This is a genomic window from Streptomyces kaniharaensis, from assembly GCF_009569385.1.
Classification (GTDB): Bacteria; Actinomycetota; Actinomycetes; order Streptomycetales; family Streptomycetaceae; genus Kitasatospora; species Kitasatospora kaniharaensis.
Genome location: NZ_WBOF01000001.1, coordinates 1,041,004 through 1,060,533, shown reverse-complemented (window position 1 = coordinate 1,060,533; position 19,530 = coordinate 1,041,004). Strand labels below are relative to the sequence as shown.

Genomic DNA, 19,530 nt, shown 5'->3' with positions numbered 1-19,530 from the left:
GCGGCTCGTGCAGCCGCGGCCCCGCTGTGCTCGGACGCTCAGTGGATCACTTGGTCTTCTTGGAGATGTAGTCCAGCGCCTTGGCGGCCACGTCGTCCAGGTACGGACCGGCCTCCCAGGTGTTGTCGTTCCCACCGATGGAGGTGTCCGAGACCAGCATCTGCTTGCCGTCCTTCATGGCGAACCAGCCGCCGCCGCTGTCACCGCCGGTGCCGTTGCAGCCGATGGTCACCATCGGCGGGCGGGCCGGGTCGATGGTGTACTTGACCGGCTTCGGGGCCTCGCAGTGGTCCAGCTCCATGCCGTCGAACGGCTTGTCGGCCGGGTAGCCGTAGCTGCTGATCGCGGTGACCTGGTCACGCGGGGCGTTGAACCAGACCGGCACGGAGCCGCCGACCGTCTCCTCCAGCGACTTGCCGCTGCCGTCCGGGTTCGCCACCCGGATGATGCCGAAGTCGTACGCGCTCCACGAGCCGCCGTACTCCGGGTCGGCCTCGCTGGACCAGGTCGGCGACACGATGCCGGCGGTGGCGCCCCACTCGCCGAACGGCTCGGCCTTGGCGAGGTCGCCCTGCTTGCCGCCGCTCAGCAGGCCGTTGCTGTTGAAGGCCGGGGCGAAGACGATGTTCTTGTGCGACTTGCCGCCCTTGCCGCCGTGCAGGCAGTGGCTCGCGGTCCAGACCAGGTTGCTCTTGCCCGGGTTGGCCGGGTCGGAGATCACGGTGCCGGAGCAGACGAACTCCTGGCCCTTGTCGTCCAGGAAGAAGATCTTGCCGTTGACGTCGAGGTTCTTCGCGAACGGGTGCGGGACCGGCTTCATCTGGACCGGGGTCGGCTTGGGGTCGACGTCACCCGCGCCGTCGGTGCCGCTGCTGCCGCCCGGCTGGGCCGGGGCCGGAGCCTGGGTGGTCGGCTGGGCCGGGGCGGCGCTGGTCGGGCCCCCGGTCGGGGCGGCGCTCGGCTGGCCGCCGGGCTTCTTGCCCGGCTTGTACGGCTTGGCCTTCAGGATCTTCTGGAGGTCCCAGTAGCCCTTGACGGCCGGGGTGATGACGTTGGCCTGGGCCCACTTCTCCCAGTCCTCGGGCTTCCAGGTCTTGATCTCCTCGGCCGTCGGAATGTGGATCGGCGCGGCACCCGGCTTTCCGGAGGCGGACGCGTCGGCGGTGGGCGCCGCGGTCTGCGCCCCGTTCGTGGTGTCGCTGTTGTCCGGGCCGCACGCGGTGGCGAGTGCCATGGTCAGCGCCACGACGGAGGCGCCGACGGCGATGCGGGTGGTCCGGGATATCGGTGACATGAGTTCAGTTCCCCCTGTGTACGGACGCCATACGGCCCGATCCGCGGGTACGGCCCCGAGGGCCGCAGGTATGGCAGGGGAGGAGTCTGCCATGCGGATCAGGACATCCTCGCGTCCACCCCCGCCTGGTACGAGGCTGTCACCGGATCGGCACCGGATCGGCACGTGGGCTCCGCCAGCCCTCGCCGTCGCGAAGAGCTTCGCCACCGCGCGAAGAGCTTCGCCACCGCGCGGAAAATCGGTTGCCGACGTTCGGGAGGGTCCGTAACGTCCTCCGTGTCAAGCCGTCAGGAATGCCGCCGACAAGGAGAAGGCCGTTGCTCTACTGAGGTCCCGGGACACCGCCCCGCCGCGCAGGGCCAGCGCCGATCGCAGTGCGCCGATCGTCGACCGCCGCGCGGTGTGCCAGTGTGCGACCTCAGTCACGGCCCCCTTTCGGTCACGGCCCAGTGGCTTCCCTTCCGCACCCGCGGTGTCTCCCCGTGTTGCTCCGTCACTTATCAGCAACCACCCGGGAGGCCGTTCATGGCACAACCCACCACCGCCGTCCTCTGCACCGACCTCGCCTTCGAATGGCCCGACGGCAAGCCCGTCCTGGACGGCTTCCACCTCGCCGTCGGCCCCGGCCGCACCGGCCTGATCGGGCTCAACGGCGCCGGCAAGTCCACCCTGCTGCGGCTGATCGCCGGCGACCTCACCCCCACCCGCGGCGCCGTCCGGGTCGCCGGGGAACTCGGCTACCTGCCACAGGGGTTGACGCTCGACACCACCCTGCGGGTGGACGAGGCGCTCGGCATCCGGGCCGCCCGCGAGGCCCTGCACGCCATCGAGTCCGGCGACACGGACCAGGTCCACTACGACGCCGTCGGCGACGACTGGGACGTCGAGGAGCGCGCCCGCGCCACCCTCGACCGGCTCGGCCTGCGCCGGCTCGGCCTCGACCGCACCACCGGCGAACTCTCGGGCGGCGAGGCCGTCCTGCTCCGGCTGGCCGCCCTGCTGATGCGCCGCCCCGACGTCCTGCTGCTCGACGAGCCCACCAACAACCTCGACCGGGCCGCCCGCGAGCGGCTCTACGAGACGGTGGCCGGCTGGCACGGCGTCATGCTGATCGTCAGCCACGACCGCGAACTGCTCGAGCACGTCGACCAGATCGCCGACCTGCGGGACGGCCAGGTCACCTGGTACGGCGGCAACTTCGCGGACTACGAGCGCACCCTCGCCGCCCAGCAGGAGACGGCCGAGCGGCTGCTGCGCAACGCCGAGGCCGACGTCCAGCGCCAGAAGCGGGACCTCGTCGAGGCCCGCACCCGGCTCGAACGCAGCGCCAGCTACGGCAGGAAGCGCTCGATCACCCGCAACGACCCGCACATCTTCGCCGGCAAGCTCAAACGCCAGGGCCAGGAGACGGCCGGGCGGCTCCAGGGCATGCACACCGAACGGCTGGAGGAGGCCAAGCAGCGGCTCACCGCCGCCGAGGAGGCGGTCCGTGACGACGCCGAGATCCGGATCGACCTCCCGCGCACCGCCGTTCCGGCCGGGCGCACCGTGCTCACCCTGCAGAAGGTCCGGCTGCCCTACGGCACCACCGCCGACCTCGACCTGCGCGGCGCCGAGCGGATCGCGCTGGTCGGGCGCAACGGCGCCGGCAAGACCACCCTGCTGCGCACCATCGCGGGCGAACTCGCCCCGCTGGAGGGAGAGATCACCACGCCGGTGCCGCTGCGCCACCTGCCGCAGCGGCTCGACCTGCTGGACGACAAGCTCACCGTCGCGGAGAACGTCAAGCGGTTCGCTCCCGCCGCCGGGCCCAACGCGATCCGGGCCCGGCTCGCCCGCTTCCTGTTCCGTGGCGGCCGGGCCGACCAGCCGGCCGCCACGCTCTCCGGCGGCGAGCGGTTCCGGGCCACCCTGGCCGCCCTGCTGCTGGCCGACCCGCCACCGCAGTTGCTGCTGCTCGACGAGCCGACCAACAACCTGGACCTCGCCAGCGTCCGCCAGCTCACCCAGGCGCTGGCGGCCTACCAGGGAGCGCTGATCGTGGCCAGCCACGACCTGCCGTTCCTGCGCGGCCTGGGCCTGACGCGCTGGCTGGAGCTGGACGGCGACCTGAGGGCGGTGGATCCCATGTAGCCGCTGTACTCGCGGCTGTGACGGTGCCGTGTACGCGCGCGGCCGGCTCGGATCCGCTCCTGGGGGATCCGAGCCGGCCGTCGCGCCGGCACAGGGGGGTTATGCCTCAGCGGGTGCGGGCCGCAGCTTGCCGGCGACCAGCGTGCCCAGCCGGTCCAGGCCGACCACGACCGTGGCGAGCACGATGAACTCGACGGTCAGCATGGCGATCTGGCCCCACACGTAGCCGTAGCCCTTGGTGGTCGGGTCGAAGAAGAAGTACGGGTAGGGCGTCGGGTAGTCGTCGAACAGCGCGTTGCGGGTGAGCACAATCGCCGCGTACCCGAGCGGGAAGGCCAGCCAGAGCGGGATGTCCTTCCAGGCGGACACGTTGCGCGGCTTGAGCACCAGCCAGTCGGTGATCACCATCACCGGCGTCACGTAGTGCAGGAAGAACGACGACCAGTGCGCCAGCTTGTCCGGCCCGTCGACCAGCCCGGGCAGCGGGTTGGCGCCGTGCTGGAGCAGGATGTGCGAGACCAGCCCGGTGATGATGATGTACAGCGTGGCGGCGCCGCGCAGCCGGGGCGCGGGCGCGTCCACGGTGTTGCGCTTGATCATCCAGTAGACCGCGCCGATGAAGTAGCCGAGCACGATGACGTTGCTCTGCACGGTGAAGTACACCAGCGGCGCGGTTCCGAGGGTCAGGCCGAGGCCCGCCGAGAGCACGATGCCCATGCGCCACCACAGTGCGGGGCGGGTCCGGACTGACATGCGGCCACCAGTTCGTTTCAGGCGATACGGGAGGTATCGGACGGTGAGGGGTTGCCGCACTCTACTCGCTGGTAGCCTCGGGCGGAAGAATCGTCCCTGCCCACCGGGTGTTCGACGGGCACACACCGGAGGTCCGGCGGCTCACCCCTTGGGGCCCATCCCGGCGGGCCCTGCCCGCGAGTCCTACCCCGGGAGCACGAAGCCCGACTCGTACGCCACGATGACCGCCTGGGTGCGGTCCCGGGCGCCGAGCTTGGCGAAGACGCTGCCGACGTGCGTCTTGACCGTCTCCTGGCTGACCACGAGCCGCTGCGCGATCTCCGCGTTGTTCAGCCCGGCGGCCATCAGCCGGAGCACCTGGCCCTCCCGCTCGGTCAGCCGCCCGATCGGCCCCCGCTCCGGGGCGGCGACCCGGGGGGCCTCCGGGGCGTGCCGCAGCGCGAGCTCCCGGACGGCGGCCGGGAAGAGCAGCGAGTCCCCGCGCGCGACCAGCCGCACCGCCTGGAGCATCTCCTCCGCCCGCGCCCGCTTCAGCAGGAACCCGGCCGCGCCCGCCCGCAGCGCGTCGTACACGTGATCGTCGTGCTCGAAGGTGGTGACCACCAGGATGCGGGGAGGCTCGGCCATGGTGCCCATCAGCTGTTCGGTGGCCCGGATGCCGTCGATGCCGGGCATGCGGACGTCCATCAGCACCACGTCCGGCCGCAGTTCGCGCACCAGCGGCACGACCTCGGCGCCGTCGGCCGCCTCGCCGACCACACTGAGGTCCGGTTCGGCGTCGATCACCACCCGCAGGCCCATCCGGACCAGCCGCTCGTCGTCCGCGATCACCACGCGGATGTTCTCGCTCATCGGGTGCCCACCACTCCTGTCCCGCCCACTCGCGTTCCGCCCACTCGCGTTCCGTTCACTCGTGCCCCGCTCACTCGTGCCCCTCCCAGCGGCAGCCAGACGGCCAACCGCCACGTCGTCCCGTCCTCGGTCGGCCCCGCCTCGCTGCCGCCGCGCAGCGCCGCCGCCCGCTCCCCGATCCCGCGCAGCCCCCGCCCGCCGCCGGGGCGGCTGGGTCGGGCCGGGCCCAGCGGGTTGGTCAGCTCGATCTCCAGCCGGCCGTCCGCGAGGGCGACCCGCAGCCCGGCCGGTGCGGGCCCGGCATGCCGGAGCACGTTGGTGAGGCCCTCCTGGACGATCCGGTACGCCTCGCGGGAGACCGCGGCCGGCAGCCGCCCCAGGCCGGGGGCGAGGTCGGCGTCCACCCGGACGCCCGTGTGGGCGAGCTGGCGCAGCAGGTCGTCCAGCCCGGCGAGGGTCGGCCCGGCGGGGCCCTCGGTGCCGGCGTTCTCCTCGCGCAGCAGCCCCAGCACGGTGTCGAGTTCGGCGACGGCCGCCCGTGCGGTCTCCTCGATGGCGGCGAGCGCCTCGGCGGCGAAGTCCGGGTCGCTGCGCAGCACCCGGGCCGCGGCCGAGGCCTGGATGCTGACCGCGCTCAGCGCGTGCCCGACGGAGTCGTGCAGTTCGCGGGCCAGCCGGTTGCGCTGGGCGAGCACGGCGGCCCGGTGCTCGGCCGCGGCCAGCCGCTCCTCCGGGGTCGGGCCGAGCAGGACTGGCGCCCAGCGGGCGAGCAGCGCGCCGCAGCCGGCGTTGGCGCAGACGATCAGCGTCAGGACGACGAGGCCGAGGGCGGGGCCGGTGAACATCCAGCCGGGGAACCGGTTCTCCCAGAACCGGGTGAGGTCCATCGCCCCGTCGAAGTCGAAGATCAGCACCACCGAGAAAGGCGCCCCGGCCAGCGTCATCCCGGAGACCACGCCGCCGAGGAACAGATGCAGCACGTACCAGGCCGCCGCGCGGCGCCGGGCCGCCCACGACCGGGCCGGCCCGGTGGCGATTTCCTCCGGCCGCTCCGGCGCGCAGAGCGCCTTCGCCGCCGCGCCCTCCAGCGTGCGGACGGTCGGAAGCAGCGCGGTGACGGCGGCCATCGGCAGCGAGACGCCCAGCGAGACGAACTGGAGCAGCAGCTGCCGCAGGTGGCTCTGCTCGGCGTTGAGCCCCCCGAGAATCACCTGCGAGAGCAGCCAGTAGGGCATCAACAGGGCGCCGCCCAGCACCAGATGCACCCAGCGCAGCCGGGCCCGCCGTCCGAACAGCGCCCCCGCCCCGCGCCGAATCCGGCCCCCTCCCTCCGTGTTCACCCGGCCGACTCTACGTCAGCCGCCACCGCCCGGGCCGCCGCGGCCCGTTCGGTCAGCGCCATGGCGCCCACCGCCAGGATCAGCACCGCGGCCACCACCTGCGCGGACTGGACCAGCGGCATCAGCCCCGGCACCGCCATCCGGACGTCCGTCACCCTCGTCGTCGTACTGCCGAACGCCACCAACTGCCAGGAGCCCCAGCCGAACAGCGACCCGGCCGCCGTCCACGCCACCACCAGCGGCACCCGCAGCCGCCGCCGCGGCCCGATCCGGAACACCAGCACCAGCAGCGCCGCCGCCGCGGCCACCGCCATCACGGCGCCCACGCCGTCCATCACCGCCACGCCCCGGCTGTGCTCGTCGGCCCACCGTGACGGCACCCCGGCGGTGCCGCCCGCCGCCCAGTACGTCCGGGCCACCGCGACGCCCAGGCCGAGCAGGGCGGCGACCCCGGCGAACGTGCGCTGCGCGGTCAGGGTGGGGGAGTCCGGTAGGGCGCCGATCCGGTCGCGCAGCAGCCCGGCCCAGCGCTGCCGGGCGTACAGCACGAACCCGGTGATCAGCGCGAGGCCCTGGACCGAGAACCCGCCGTACACCACGGCGAAGACCCAACCGCGGAGCCCGCCCGCCACCTTGTCACCGTCCGCCTGGTGCTCCGGCCCGAGGACCAGCGTGCTGAGGAGGGACAGCGGCATCGCCACCAGGATCGTCCCGAGGAGTCCGGTCGCCACCCACATGGGGAACGCCACCAGCCCGGCTGGCACGCGCCGCCCCCACGGCCGGACGAAGGCGAGCGCGAGGGCTACGGCGATAGCGTCCATGCCGAAGGTGAGCAGGTTCACCAGCCAGAGCTTGTCCATCGCGGCCGGGTCGTCGGACCCGACCGGATGGCCGGTCAGCCACAGGATCTTGAGCGTCAGATACGGCACGGTCGCGGCCACGGCGACCCAGGCCGCCGCCGCCCGCACCACACGTTCCCTGTTTCCCATGCCCCTACGGTCGCGCGGGAGCCCGGGCCGGCACGTCGGCCCAGGACACGATCCCCCTCCCCCTGGCGAGGGATTCGCGGCGTCTGCGGCCTAGGCCGTGCGGTGGATCAGCCGCTCCCGGTGCCCGACCCTGCCGTCCGGGTCGGGCAGCCCGACCGTCGCCGAGAAGGCCTGGAGGATCGGCTCGCAGTCGGCGCTTTGCCCCTTCCTTCCACGGCCTCACGCCCTGCCGAACACGGTGCGATAGGTGTCGTCGATGCCGGTGTTGTAGAACGTCCGCGCGCTCTCCTTGAGTTGGCCGGGGACACTGCCGGACTCGTCCATGGCTTTCGTGCCCATGCCGAACCGGATGGCCTTGTAGTCGATCATCGCGCCCAGCTGGCTGTGGCCGGCCGAGAACCGCGAGCTCAGAGTGGACCTGGTCTCGGCATCGATCACGGCGTTGGCACCCTCGGCATACTTGGACGTGCCGACGTCGACCAGTCGCTGGGCGATGTCACCGAGCGGCTGCGGGAGCATGTTCACGGGTGTGCCGAGGAGGTGGTAGTTCATCTTCTCCCGCCAGTTCTGCGCCGCCTTCTCGTCCTCCCCGTGGTCGACGGCGACATCGCCGTACACCGCGTCGAGCGCGCCGAGGGACGAGCCGGCCTCATGGACGAAGGCGGTGAGCCTGTGGTCGGCGCCGCCCGTCGCGTCGGGTACGAACGCCTCCGGCCCGTAGCCGTCCAGCCGGTGGGCGATCTCCTGGGTCGCGGCCCGGTGGACGATCGCGAAGGAGCCCGGGTCTTCGGCGGCGCCGCGGATGACCCGGAGCAACTGCGCACGGCTGACCGTGAGCCCGTCGGGCTGCGCCGGGCCGTACAGGTCCTTGCCGAGGATCTCGTGCATGTCCGCGGCGTAGTCGGCGACCATGTCGGCCATCGGCCGGCGGAGTCCGGCCGGGAGCGACGTCTTGTCGGCGGGGCCCGTCCCGGCGAACGACTTGACCGTCTCGTCCATGATCTGCGACATGACCCTGTCGTGCGGACGGACCGGCGGCTGACTGCCGTGCGGGTCCCGGCCGGTGGTGGCGGCCTCCAGGGCGTCGCCGAACGCGCGGCGTGAGGTCGTACGAGCGAGGGCGTCGACCTGGTTCTGCTCGAACCCCTGGTTGGGCCACTTCCGTTCGTGGAGCAGGTAGTCCAGGTTCCTGCTCTTCCCGGGATCGAAGAAGTCCTTCGACGCCTCGGGGTTTCGGCTCAACGCTTGCATCAGGCCGCGCACCGGGTCGGTCTGCGCGCCGGTGACGCTGGACCAGTTCGGCCCCCACAACTGCTCGCCCCTGAGCCTGCCGGTGCGTTCGAAGTCGACCAGATCGTTGCCGACCTTGTTCAGGAAACCCCTGTCAAACGTGCCCTTCGCGCCCATCAGGTCGGTGAGCGACGTGTAGTTCTCGTTGCACCCGGCGGCCGAACCGCCCGGGCGGCGGGCGGCCGCCAGCAGGTTGTTCTCCCAGTCCTTGCCCATGCCGCCGTCGCGGGTCGCGGTCGCGAGGGCCACCGAGAGGCTGCCGTGGACGTCCTCGTAGCCCTTGGCGTCGTGGTTGCCGTGGGCGAGGTCGCCGTAGATCTTGGCGTATGCGAGGAGGGCGTCGGGGCCGGTCCTGCCGCCGTGGCTCAGGCCGTTGAGAAGTGTGGTGGAGAAGTCCCTGGAGCCCGCGTGGAGCTTCATGAGGTCCTGCAGTCGCTTCAGTTCCTCGTCGGTGAGGCTGCCGCACTTGGCCATCAGGTCCTTGGCCCGGTTGGCGTCGGCCACGTCTCCGCTGCCGTACGGGCACGGGTTGAACGACGTGGTGCCGGCACCGATGTCGCTCCGGAGCGCGGCGGTGGCCGCCTGGTCGGCGGCGGTGGCCTTGTCGGCGGCTGCGGCGATGCGGGCCGCGATCGCCTCGGCCCTGGCCTTCATCTCCGCGTGGTACTTCCTGGCGGCGTCGGCGGCGTCGGGGTCGTTCCTCGAGCCGGGCATCGGCGGCCAGCGCACTTCGCCGCGCGGGGTGATGGTCATCTGCTCGACCTTCGCGTCGTACAACGCCGCGATGAGATCGTTCCTGGCCGCGGTGAACTCCTCGGCCGCGGTGCTCATGATCGCGGCGAGGGCGGTGGCGACGGCCGACGCCTGCTTGACGTCGGTGTCGATCCCCCGCATCGCCGTGGCGGCGGTCTCGGCGGCCAGGCCTCTCCAACCGGCCCGCTGCGCGGTGGTGGTGAGGTCCTTGCCGACCCGGCCGTCCAGGGAGGCGAGGGCCTTGGCGACGCCGGTCCAGGCCTCGGCCGCCTCGGTGACCCCGGAGATATCGGCTTCACCCAGTTCCTTGAAGGACACCATGTTCTGGACTCCCCTTCCTCAGCGACCCGCGCCGATGCGATCCGCACCGACGCGATCCGCACCGAAAGAGGCAGAGGTCTTCGCGTCGTTGACGCTGTACTCGCGGTGGGTCCGGTCGAGGTCGGCGGCGACTCCGGCGAGCTTGTCGTGCAGGGCCTTGCACTGCTTCATCCACCGCTCGGTGCTGCCGGTGAGGGCGCCGCCGAAGGCGAAGCCGCGGATCCTCACCGACGCGGTACTCGCGTACTCGTCGAGGCTCCGCAGGTTGGGCCCGGCGCTGCCGTTGGCGCGGTTGAGATCGGTGGCGATCTGCCGGGCGATTCCGGCCGAGGCGGCCAGCTCGTGCGGGGTGTCCAGGTGGATGGTCGCCATGCCGGGTGGCGCCGCCCCCCAAGGGGCGCCGCCGCCATGGACGGGCTTGGCGTACGGCGAACCGCCGGTGGTGCCAGGTGTCGGGGCCGGAGTGACCGGTCCGGTGGTGAAGTCCGGGTTTCCCATGAGTGCGTAACTCCTCCTCGCCTGACGAGAGATCAGAACACTGGCGGCAGGATGACCGTACCGTTCCACACCGTCAGTGCACTGACGCACTCTCCGTCGTCGTGAATCCACGGTGGGTGGTGGCGCTTGTGGAGGGTTGACCAAGAAGGGAAAGGCTGCCGGGGCGGGCGTGGAGGGTCTTGTTACCGGCGGGTCGCTTCTCTATCATCGCGAGTGTTACAGCTTTACTGTCAAACCCCGAAGGGTTCTGCAGCCGGTGCGTGACACAAGCAGTCCACAGACCCCGGGCCCCGGGCCGTTGGCGGGGGTTCGGGTGGTCGAGCTCGCGGGGATCGGGCCCGGGCCGTTCGCGGCGATGCTGCTCGCCGATCTCGGTGCGGACGTCGTCCGGGTGGACCGGCCCGATCCCTCGCCGCTGGGGGTCGACCCGGCGTACGACGTGACCAACCGCAACAAGCGCTCGGTGCTGATCGACCTCAAGTCCCCGGACGGTCCGGCGCGGGTGCTCGACCTGGTCGAGCGGGCCGACCTGCTGATCGAGGGCTATCGGCCCGGCGTCGCCGAGCGGCTCGGCATCGGGCCGGAGGTGTGCCTGGGGCGCAACCCGGCGCTGGTGTACGGGCGGATGACCGGCTGGGGGCAGGAGGGGCCGCGCTCCGCGCAGGCCGGGCACGACATCGGGTACGCGGCGGTGGCCGGTGTGCTCGGACTGGTCGCCGCGCCCGGCGGGGCGGAGGAGGCGCCCGGGATCCCGGCCAACCTGCTGGGCGACTACGCGGGCGGCTCGCTCTACCTGGTCGTCGGGCTGCTCGCCGCGCTGCACCACGCCCGGGCCACCGGTGCCGGGCAGGTCGTGGACGCGGCGATCGTGGACGGCGCGGCGCACCTCGGCAGCATGCTGTGGGGCCTGCTCGCGGCGGGCCACTGGCAGGACCGCCGGGGCGTCAACCTGCTGGACGGCGGCGCCCCCTTCTACGCGATCTACCGGACGGCGGACGGCGGCCACCTCGCCGTCGGCGCGCTGGAGCCGCGGTTCTACGCCGAGTTCACCCGCCTGCTCGGCCTCGGTCCGGACGCGCCCGGCCAGTACGAGCTGGACCGCTGGCCCGAACTGCGCGCCCTGATCGCCGACCGCTTCGCGACCCGCACCCGGGCCGAATGGGAGGCCGTCTTCGCGGGCTCCGACGCCTGCGTGGAGCCTGTGTTGACGATGCGTCAGGCCGTCGAGGACGGGCACCTGAAGGCGCGCGGTACGTACGTCGAGGCGGACGGCGTCACCCAGCCCGCACCCGCCCCGCGGTTCTCCACCACCCCGGGCACGCTGCGCCGCCCGCCGGCCCGGCCCGGTGCGCACACCGCCGAGGTGGCCCGGGACTGGGCCGTGCCGTCCCTCGACTCCCACGAAGAACAAGGAGCGTAGCGTTGCAGCGCGACATCTTCACCGAGCAGCACGACGACTTCCGGGACACCGTGCGGGCCTTCCTCGCCAAGGAGGTGCTGCCGCACTACGACCGGTGGGAGAAGGCCGGCATCGTCGACCGCTCCGCCTGGCTCGCGGCCGGCCGGCAGGGCCTGCTCGGCATCGCCGTCCCCGAGGAGTTCGGCGGTGGCGGCACCCCGGACTTCCGCTACGCCGCCGTGCTGGCCGAGGAGTTCGCCCGCGCCGGGGCGCCAGGGCTGGCGATCGGGCTGCACAACGACATCATCGGCCCCTACCTCACCTCGCTCGCCAACGACGAGCAGAAGCGCCGCTGGCTGCCCGGCTTCTGCACCGGCGAGCTCATCACCGCGATCGCGATGACCGAGCCCGGCGCCGGCTCCGACCTGCAGGGCATCCGCACCCAGGCGGTCGACCAGGGCGACCACTACCTGCTCAACGGCGCCAAGACGTTCATCTCCAACGGCATCCTCGCCGACCTGGTGATCGTCGTCGCCCGCACCACCCCGGAGGGCGGTGCGCACGGCCTGAGCCTGCTGGTCGTCGAGCGCGGCATGCCTGGCTTCGAGCGGGGCCGCAACCTCGACAAGATCGGCCAGAAGGCGCAGGACACCGCCGAGTTGTTCTTCGAGGACGTGCGGGTGCCGAAGGAGAACCTGCTCGGCGAGCTCAACGGCGGCTTCGTCCACCTGATGCAGAACCTCGCCCAGGAGCGGCTGGCGATCGCCGTCGCGTCGATCGCCGGAGCCGAATACCTGGTCGAGATCACTACCGACTACGTCAAGCAGCGCGAGGCCTTCGGCCGTCCGCTGGCCAAGCTCCAGCACGTCCGCTTCGAGATCGCCGAGCTCGCCACCGAGTGCGCCGTCACCCGGGCCTTCGTCGACCGCTGCATCACCGAGCTGGGCCGCTACGCGCTCACCCCGGCCGACGCCTCGATGGCCAAGTGGTGGGCCAGCGAACTGCAGAAGCGCACCGCCGACCGCTGTCTCCAGCTGCACGGCGGGTACGGGTACATGAGCGAGTTCCCGGTCGCCCGGGCGTTCACCGACGGGCGCATCCAGACCATCTACGGCGGCACCACCGAGATCATGAAAGAGATCGTCGGCCGCTCCATCCTCGGCTGAATCCCCGGCCCGAGACCTCGAAGCCCCGAAACCCTGAAGCCCCGAAGCCCTGAAGTCCCGCAGCCCTGAAGTCCTGTGAAAGGCGTTTCCACCGTGACCACCGAAGCGTACGTCTACGACGCGATCCGCACCCCGCGCGGCCGGGGCAAGGCCAACGGCTCGCTGCACGGCACCAAGCCGATCGACCTGGTCGTCGGACTGATCCACGAACTGCGCCGCCGCTTCCCGGACCTGGACCCGGCCGCGGTGGACGACATCGTGCTCGGCGTGGTCAGCCCGATCGGCGACCAGGGCTCCGACATCGCCCGGATCGCCGCGATCGCGGCCGGCCTGCCCGACACCGTCGCCGGCGTCCAGGAGAACCGCTTCTGCGCCTCCGGCCTGGAGGCCGTCAACCTCGCCGCCGCCAAGGTCCGTTCGGGCTGGGAGGACCTGATCCTGGCCGGCGGCGTCGAGTCCATGTCCCGCGTCAAGATGGGCTCCGACGGCGGCGCCTGGGCGATGGACCCGATGACCTCCTACGAGACCAACTTCGTCCCGCAGGGCATCGGCGCCGACCTCATCGCCACCATCGAGGGCCTCTCCCGCACCGACGTCGACGCCTTCGCCGCCGAGTCCCAGGCGCGCGCCGCCAAGGCCCAGGCGGACGGCCTGTTCGACCGCTCGGTCGTCCCGGTCCGCGACCGCAACGGCCTGGTCGTGCTGGACCGCGATGAGTTCATCCGCCCCGGCACCACGGTCGACACCCTGGCCGGCCTCAAGCCCTCCTTCGCCGCCATCGGCGAGGCCGGCGGCTTCGACGCCGTCGCGCTGCAGAAGTACCACTGGGTGGAGGCCATCGACCACGTCCACCACGCCGGCAACTCCTCCGGCATCGTGGACGGCGCCGCACTCGTCGCCATCGGCAACCGCGAGGTCGGCGAGCGGTACGGGCTGCGCCCGCGCGCCCGGATCGTCTCCGCCGCCGTCTCAGGCTCCGAGCCGACCATCATGCTCACCGGCCCCGCCCCGGCCACCCGCAAGGCCCTCGCCAAGGCCGGCCTCACCGCCGCCGACATCGACCTCGTCGAGATCAACGAGGCCTTCGCGGCGGTCGCCCTCCGCTTCATCCGCGAACTCGGCTTCCGCCACGACCAGGTGAACGTCAACGGCGGCGCGATCGCCCTCGGCCACCCGCTCGGCGCCACCGGTGCGATGCTGCTCGGCACGGTGATCGACGAACTGGAGCGGCGCGACCTGCGCTACGGCCTCGTCACCCTGTGCGTCGGCGGCGGCATGGGCATCGCCACCATCGTCGAGCGCATCTGACCCCGTCCGCCCACCAGTCGCCCGCCGCCATCCCTCTCGGGACGATCCCCCGGACTTCGTCCGGCGGGACCCCGTCGCGCGGCACCTCCCCTGGTAGACCTGGAGAACCCGACCTCATGAGCGACACCACCACCATCCGCTGGGAGCAGGACCAGGACGGCGTGGTCACCCTCGTCCTCGACGACCCCACCCAGTCCGTCAACACCATGAACGAGGCCTTCACCGCCGACTTCGACGCCGTCGTCGAGCGGCTGGCCGGCCTCGCCGCCTCGGACGAGCTGCGCGGAGTGGTCATCACCTCCGGCAAGAAGACCTTCTTCGCCGGGGGAGACCTCCGGATGCTCTCCGCCGCCCGCCCCGAGGACGCCGACACCGTCTTCGAGAAGTCCATGCGGATCAAGCGCGCGCTGCGGAAGCTGGAGACGCTCGGCAAGCCGGTCGTCGCGGCCGTCAACGGCAGCGCCCTCGGCGGCGGCCTGGAGATCGCACTCGCCTGCCACCACCGGATCGCCCTGGACACGCCCGCCAGCCGGATCGGCCTGCCCGAGGTCACCCTCGGCCTGCTGCCGGGCGGCGGCGGAGTGGTCCGTACGGTCCGGCTGTTCGGCATCACCGACGCCCTGCTGAAGCTGCTGCTGCAGGGCCGCCAGTACCGTCCGGCTCAGGCCCTGGAGCACGGCATCGTCCACGAACTCGTCGGCACCCCCGAGGAGTTGACGGCGAAGGCGCGCGCCTGGATCGAGGCCAACCCGACCGCCGTCCAGCCCTGGGACGTCAAGGGCTACAAGATCCCCGGCGGCACCCCCTCGACCCCGGCCTTCGCCGCCAACCTGCCCGCCTTCCCGGCCAACCTGCGCAAGCAGCTGAACGGCGCGCCCTACCCGGCCCCGCGCAACATCCTCGCCGCCGCGGTCGAGAGCGCCCAGGTCGACGTCGACACCGCGATGGTGATCGAGGCCCGCTACTTCACCGAGCTGGCCTGCGGGCAGACCAGCAAGAACATGATCCAGGCCCTGTTCTTCGACATGCAGGCCGTCAACTCCGGTGCCGGCCGCCCGAAGGACGTCGAGAAGCGGACGGTCCGCAGGGTCGCCGTGCTCGGCGCCGGCATGATGGGCGCGGGCATCGCCTACGCGTGCGCGAAGGCCGGCATCGAGGTCGTGCTCAAGGACGTGAGCGTCGAGGCCGCCGAGCGCGGCAAGGCCTACAGCGTCGGGCTGCTGGAGAAGGCCGTCGCCCGCGGCCGGTCCACCGAGGCCAAGCGCGACGAGCTGCTCGCCCGGATCACCCCCACCGCCGACCCCGCAGACCTGGCCGGCTGCGACGCGGTGATCGAGGCCGTCTTCGAGAACACCGAGCTCAAGCACAAGGTGTTCCAGGAGATCGAGGACGTCGTCGACCCCGACGCGCTGCTCTGCTCCAACACCTCCACCCTGCCGATCGGCGTGCTCGCCGAGGGCGTCCGGCGGACGGGCGACTTCATCGGCCTGCACTTCTTCTCGCCGGTCGACAAGATGCGCCTGGTGGAGATCATTCGCGGGCCGCAGACCGGCGACGAGGCGCTCGCCCGCGCCTTCGACCTGGTCCGCCAGATCGACCGGACGCCGATCGTCGTCAACGACTCGCGCGGCTTCTTCACCTCCCGGGTGATCGGCCAGTTCCTCAACGAGGGCGTCGCCATGGTCGGCGAGGGCATCGACCCCGTCAGCATCGAGCAGGCCGCCGCCCAGGCCGGCTACCCCGCCAAGGTGCTCTCGCTGATGGACGAGCTGACCCTCACCCTGCCCCGCAAGATCCGCGACGAGTACCGCTCGGCCGCCGAGGCGAGCGGCGGCACCTGGACGCCCCACCCGGCCGACGCGGTGGTCGACCGCATGGTCGACGAGTTCGGCCGCCCCGGCCGCAGCGGCGGCGCGGGCTTCTACGAGTACGGCGAGGACGGCCGGCGCGGGCGGCTCTGGCCGGGGCTGCGCGAGCACTTCACGCGGGACGAGGCCGCCGTCCCGTTCGAGGACCTCAAGGAGCGGATGCTGTTCAGCGAGGCCATCGACTCCGTGCGCTGCCTGGAGGAGGGCGTCCTGACCTCCGTCGCCGACGCCAACGTGGGCTCCATCCTCGGCATTGGCTTCCCGGCCTGGACCGGCGGCGTGTTCCAGTACATCAACGGCTACGAGGGCGGCCCCGCGGGCTTCGCCGCCCGCGCCCGTGAACTCGCCGCCGCCTACGGCGAGCGGTTCGCGCCGCCCGCGCTGCTGGAGCGGATCGCGGCGGAGGGACGGACCTTCACCGACTGACCGTCAGCGTTCGCCGGGTGAGGCCGTGTTCCGTACGGCCGCGGCCTCACCCGGCTCCGCGCCTACTCGCCGCGCAGCTCCCCGCCCAACTCCTCCCGCAGCGACCGCTGGAAGGCCGTCACCAGCGCCTGCGCCACCATCGGCTGGATGTGGTCCGTCAACGCCTTCATCCGCGCCAGCTCCTCCGGCGCCGGTTCGCTCTCCCGGTACGGCTTCCACACCGTCTCCCGGAACAGCCGCTGCAGCTCCCGTGCCGTCGCCCGGCTGTGCTCCAGCACCACCGCCCGGGCCGCCCGCAGCGTCTCCAGCGGAATCGGCACGTCCAGGATCCGCACCCCCAGCGGCAGCAGCCCCGGATCCACCCGGAACACCTCCGGATCGTCCGTCCGCTCCAGCGCCCCCATCGCCGCCAGCCGCTCCACCTGCTCCTCCGACAGCCCCCGCCCGGTCCGCCGCTCCAGCTGCGCCCGCCCCAGCTCCTCCGCCGCCTCCGGCGTCCACGACGCCACCAGCGCCCGGTGGATCGCCAGATCCAGCGGCGTGCTGTCCTCCGGCAGCCGCGCCAGATACCGCTCGATCGCCGCCAGCGTCAGCCCCTGCCGCTGCAACTCCTCGATCAGCCCCAGCCGGTCCAGGTGCGTCGCCCCGTACAGCCCCACCCGCCGCGGCCCCAGCTCCGGCGGCGGCAGCAGCCCCTTCGTCCCGTAGAACCGCACCGTCCGCACCGTCACCCCGGCGCGCGCCGCCAACTCGTCCACCGTCAGCCGCACATCGTCCGTCACGGCCCCGTGCTCCCCCATCCGCTGCCTCCCGCGCTGGCACACTCTCGCTGTAACAGCAGCAGTGTGACAGTGCCCGCCCCGCCGGTCCACCGCATGCTTGCGCCCGCTCCGCGTTGCCGCCTTGAGCGCGCTCCGCGTTGCCGCCAGGATGGTCGCGGCGGACGGGGTGAGGGAGAGGCGGGGCGGTGCTGAACCTGATCAGCGGCGGCACGATCAACGGGAACGTGTACATGGGGCAGGTGCTGAACTTCCCGCCGCCCGCCGAGACCGACGGGTCGGACGTCGCGATGGGCGCGCAGTTGCCCCGGCACTACGTCAACAACGCGAAGCTGTTCGAGGCCATGGACGCCGTCCACGCCCAGTGCCGCGCCGAGAACGTGCCGACCCGCATGCTGCTGTGCGGTCTCCCGGGCCTGGGGGCCACGGCGGCCGGGGACCAGTGGGTGGTGACCCGCCGCGGCGAACTGCCGGAGAAGCACCTGCGGGCCTCGCTCGGCTCCGGGTTCATGGACGCCGCGGCGATCCTGGAGCACTGGCTCGACCAGCTCAGGGCCCCGAAGGAGGACCGGCCGTCCGGGGCGGAGGCGCTGTCGGCGTACTTCCGCGCGCGGACCGCGAACCTCCCGCTGCTGGTGTTCGTCGACGGCGCGGCGACGGAGGCCCAGGTCAGGCTCCTGCTGCCGGGTTCGAGCGACAGCGTCGTGCTGATCACCAGCCGAGCGCGGCTGAACGGGCTGGTCGGCGGACTCGACGTGGTGCCGTTCGCCATCGACCCGCTGGACGAGGCCGACAGCGACGACCTGCTCGCCCGCGTCGCCCGGCTCGGCGAGCAGACCAGGGCCGCCCGGCTTCCACTCGTCCGTGCCTGCGCCGGCATCCCGCTGGCCGTACGGATCATCGCCGCCCAGCTGCTGTCGCTCGGCCCGGACGCGCTGACCGAGCTCGTCGCGCAACTCTCGGACCGCGGCTCGCTTCTGGAGGCCCTGGACGTGCCCGACGACACCTCCCTGCCGCGCATGCTCGAGGCGATGTACCGCAGCCTGGACGCCGAAGGCGCCCGCGCCTACCGGTTGCTCGGCCTGCACCCCACGCTCCTCGTCGATGCGGACGCGATCAGGGCGCTGCTCGACACCACCGGACCGCTCGGCCGGACCGTGAACGCGCTTCTGATGGCGAACCTGCTGGACCGGCGGGCCATGGGCTACTACCTGATGAACGGCGTGGTGCACGAGCACGCCTGGAGCATCGCCTGCCGGCCGGAGCACGCCGAGGAGCGCGAGGCCGCGCTGGACCGGATCCTGGAGTACTACACGGCCGTCGCCGAGAGCGGCGAGGCCCTGCGGTCCGGTCGCTGGCGGCACGACCCCGCCGGCGCCTATCGCCGGCTCGCCGAGACGCCCGGCACCGACGCCGTCGACCGGAACCGCGTCGCCCTGGTGGCCGCCGTCGAGACGGCCAACCGGACGGGGCGGCACGATCTCGCCTGGCGGATCTGCCAGGGCCTGTGGACCCACTGTCTGCAGGGCGGCCACCACGCCGACTGGATCAAGGCGTTGACGTTCGGTGTCGCCTCCGCGATGGAGCTCGCCTCGGCGGGGGAGAGTTCCACGGCGGGGGAGAGTTCGTCGGCGGAGACGAGCGCGGACACGCTTGCGCTGGCCCGGATGCACTACGAACTCGGCTTCGCCCTTCTCGACCGCTACGACACCGCCGAGGAGGACCCGCGGCTGGCGCAGGAGCACCTGGAGGAAGCACTGGTCATCGCGCGGGGCGAGGCGTCCGAGGGGCATCGGCGCACCGAATCCTCGGTGCTCGAAGCGCTCGCGCTGCTGCGCCTGCGCCAGGGCAGGGCCGAGACCGCCCTGGAACTCCTGGACCAGGCGCTCGCCGCGCTCGACGGAATCGACCACAGGCGCGGCCGGACCCTCCTCGGCTACCACCGCGGTCGCGTGCTGACCGCGCTCCGCCGGCACGAGGACGCCGAGCGCGAACTCCTGGAGGCCCGTGACCGGTTCGCCGAGCTCGGCGACACGTACAACGTGGCCCGCAGCCTGACCAGGCTGGCCGAGGACCGCGTCGCCGCGGCACTGCCGGCGCAGGCCCTGACGTGGTTCACCCGGGCACTGGAAACGATGCCGGTGGACGGCAGGGCCTACCAGCGTGCTGCAATCCTGTGCCAACGCGGCGACCTCTCCCGGGACGTGGGGGACCGGGACGGGGCGGTCGCCGACTGGACGCTGGCCCTCGCCGGATACGAGGAGACCGGGAGCCCGCTGGCGGTAGAGGTCCGGGAGCGGCTCTCGGAAGCCGGGTTCTGAGAGGCCGGGCTCTCGGAGGCCCAGCTCTTAAGGCACCCGG

General features: G+C 72.3%; 14 protein-coding genes. 6 read left to right on the top strand and 8 right to left on the bottom strand.

The genetic code is table 11. The features are described 5' to 3' along the window. Window positions 1-46 precede the first annotated feature (46 nt). Window positions 47-1,294 (bottom strand): trypsin-like serine peptidase, encoded by a 1,248-nt coding sequence (locus tag F7Q99_RS04800; protein WP_153460202.1) that lies wholly within the window; start codon window positions 1,292-1,294, stop codon window positions 47-49. Between the two features lie 525 nt (window positions 1,295-1,819). Between F7Q99_RS04800 and F7Q99_RS04795 the strand changes: the two genes are divergently transcribed. Beyond that, window positions 1,820-3,427, top strand: coding sequence for an ABC-F family ATP-binding cassette domain-containing protein (locus tag F7Q99_RS04795; RefSeq protein WP_153460201.1), 1,608 nt, complete (start codon window positions 1,820-1,822; stop codon window positions 3,425-3,427). A gap of 99 nt (window positions 3,428-3,526) precedes the next feature. On the opposite strand, the gene F7Q99_RS04790 is transcribed toward F7Q99_RS04795, so the two are convergent. From F7Q99_RS04790 to F7Q99_RS04765, 6 genes are all read right to left on the bottom strand, one after another. Then, entirely contained in the window at window positions 3,527-4,180 is a 654-nt protein-coding gene (locus F7Q99_RS04790) for a Pr6Pr family membrane protein (protein WP_153460200.1), read from the bottom strand. A 183-nt stretch (window positions 4,181-4,363) separates the two neighbouring features. Next, a complete protein-coding gene (locus F7Q99_RS04785; protein WP_153460199.1) occupies window positions 4,364-5,032 on the bottom strand; it encodes a response regulator in 669 nt (222 codons plus the stop codon). Further along, a complete protein-coding gene (locus F7Q99_RS04780; protein ID WP_326846273.1) occupies window positions 5,029-6,372 on the bottom strand; it encodes a sensor histidine kinase in 1,344 nt (447 codons plus the stop codon). Before F7Q99_RS04780 ends, F7Q99_RS04785 begins: the two co-directional genes overlap by 4 nt. Further along, on the bottom strand, window positions 6,369-7,361 hold the full coding sequence (locus F7Q99_RS04775; RefSeq protein WP_153460198.1) for a hypothetical protein: 993 nt from the start codon (window positions 7,359-7,361) through the stop codon (window positions 6,369-6,371). The genes F7Q99_RS04780 and F7Q99_RS04775 overlap by 4 nt, the downstream gene beginning before the upstream one ends. Window positions 7,362-7,580: 219 nt before the next feature. Then, window positions 7,581-9,725: a hypothetical protein gene (locus F7Q99_RS04770; RefSeq protein ID WP_153460197.1), complete on the bottom strand. Its 2,145-nt coding sequence runs from the start codon at window positions 9,723-9,725 to the stop codon at window positions 7,581-7,583. Window positions 9,726-9,743: 18 nt separating this feature from the next. Then, the gene (locus F7Q99_RS04765; protein WP_153460196.1) at window positions 9,744-10,223 is read right to left on the bottom strand and encodes a hypothetical protein; all 480 of its coding nucleotides are present in this window, start codon (window positions 10,221-10,223) and stop codon (window positions 9,744-9,746) included. Window positions 10,224-10,536: 313 nt separating this feature from the next. Here F7Q99_RS04765 and F7Q99_RS04760 point away from each other — a divergent pair, with 313 nt between their 5' ends. The 4 genes from F7Q99_RS04760 (at window position 10,537) to F7Q99_RS04745 (ending at window position 16,390) form a co-directional block, all read left to right on the top strand. Further along, a complete protein-coding gene (locus F7Q99_RS04760; RefSeq protein WP_407697742.1) occupies window positions 10,537-11,643 on the top strand; it encodes a CaiB/BaiF CoA transferase family protein in 1,107 nt (368 codons plus the stop codon). Between the two features lie 2 nt (window positions 11,644-11,645). Then, complete coding sequence (locus F7Q99_RS04755; protein WP_153460195.1) at window positions 11,646-12,788, top strand: acyl-CoA dehydrogenase family protein; 1,143 nt, start codon at window positions 11,646-11,648, stop codon at window positions 12,786-12,788. A 93-nt stretch (window positions 12,789-12,881) separates the two neighbouring features. Beyond that, entirely contained in the window at window positions 12,882-14,096 is a 1,215-nt protein-coding gene (locus F7Q99_RS04750; RefSeq protein ID WP_326846271.1) for an acetyl-CoA C-acetyltransferase, read from the top strand. Window positions 14,097-14,212: 116 nt separating this feature from the next. After that, a complete protein-coding gene (locus F7Q99_RS04745) occupies window positions 14,213-16,390 on the top strand; it encodes a 3-hydroxyacyl-CoA dehydrogenase NAD-binding domain-containing protein (RefSeq protein WP_153460194.1) in 2,178 nt (725 codons plus the stop codon). A 62-nt stretch (window positions 16,391-16,452) separates the two neighbouring features. On the opposite strand, the gene F7Q99_RS04740 is transcribed toward F7Q99_RS04745, so the two are convergent. Then, window positions 16,453-17,190 (bottom strand): MerR family transcriptional regulator, encoded by a 738-nt coding sequence (locus F7Q99_RS04740; protein WP_153460193.1) that lies wholly within the window; start codon window positions 17,188-17,190, stop codon window positions 16,453-16,455. A gap of 167 nt (window positions 17,191-17,357) precedes the next feature. Here F7Q99_RS04740 and F7Q99_RS04735 point away from each other — a divergent pair, with 167 nt between their 5' ends. Further along, entirely contained in the window at window positions 17,358-19,490 is a 2,133-nt protein-coding gene (locus F7Q99_RS04735; protein WP_153460192.1) for a tetratricopeptide repeat protein, read from the top strand. The last annotated feature ends 40 nt before the right edge of the window (window positions 19,491-19,530 follow it).

Bases quoted from the DNA above. Each gene is read 5' to 3' on its own strand.
- F7Q99_RS04800 (WP_153460202.1), bottom strand. From the start codon at position 1,294: ATGTCACCGATATCCCGGACCACCCGCATCGCCGTCGGCGCCTCCGTC.
- F7Q99_RS04740 (WP_153460193.1), bottom strand. From the start codon at position 17,190: ATGGGGGAGCACGGGGCCGTGACGGACGATGTGCGGCTGACGGTGGAC.
- F7Q99_RS04795 (WP_153460201.1), top strand. From the start codon at position 1,820: ATGGCACAACCCACCACCGCCGTCCTCTGCACCGACCTCGCCTTCGAA.
- F7Q99_RS04785 (WP_153460199.1), bottom strand. From the start codon at position 5,032: ATGAGCGAGAACATCCGCGTGGTGATCGCGGACGACGAGCGGCTGGTC.
- F7Q99_RS04790 (WP_153460200.1), bottom strand. From the start codon at position 4,180: ATGTCAGTCCGGACCCGCCCCGCACTGTGGTGGCGCATGGGCATCGTG.
- F7Q99_RS04770 (WP_153460197.1), bottom strand. From the start codon at position 9,725: ATGGTGTCCTTCAAGGAACTGGGTGAAGCCGATATCTCCGGGGTCACC.
- F7Q99_RS04765 (WP_153460196.1), bottom strand. From the start codon at position 10,223: ATGGGAAACCCGGACTTCACCACCGGACCGGTCACTCCGGCCCCGACA.
- F7Q99_RS04775 (WP_153460198.1), bottom strand. From the start codon at position 7,361: ATGGGAAACAGGGAACGTGTGGTGCGGGCGGCGGCGGCCTGGGTCGCC.
- F7Q99_RS04745 (WP_153460194.1), top strand. From the start codon at position 14,213: ATGAGCGACACCACCACCATCCGCTGGGAGCAGGACCAGGACGGCGTG.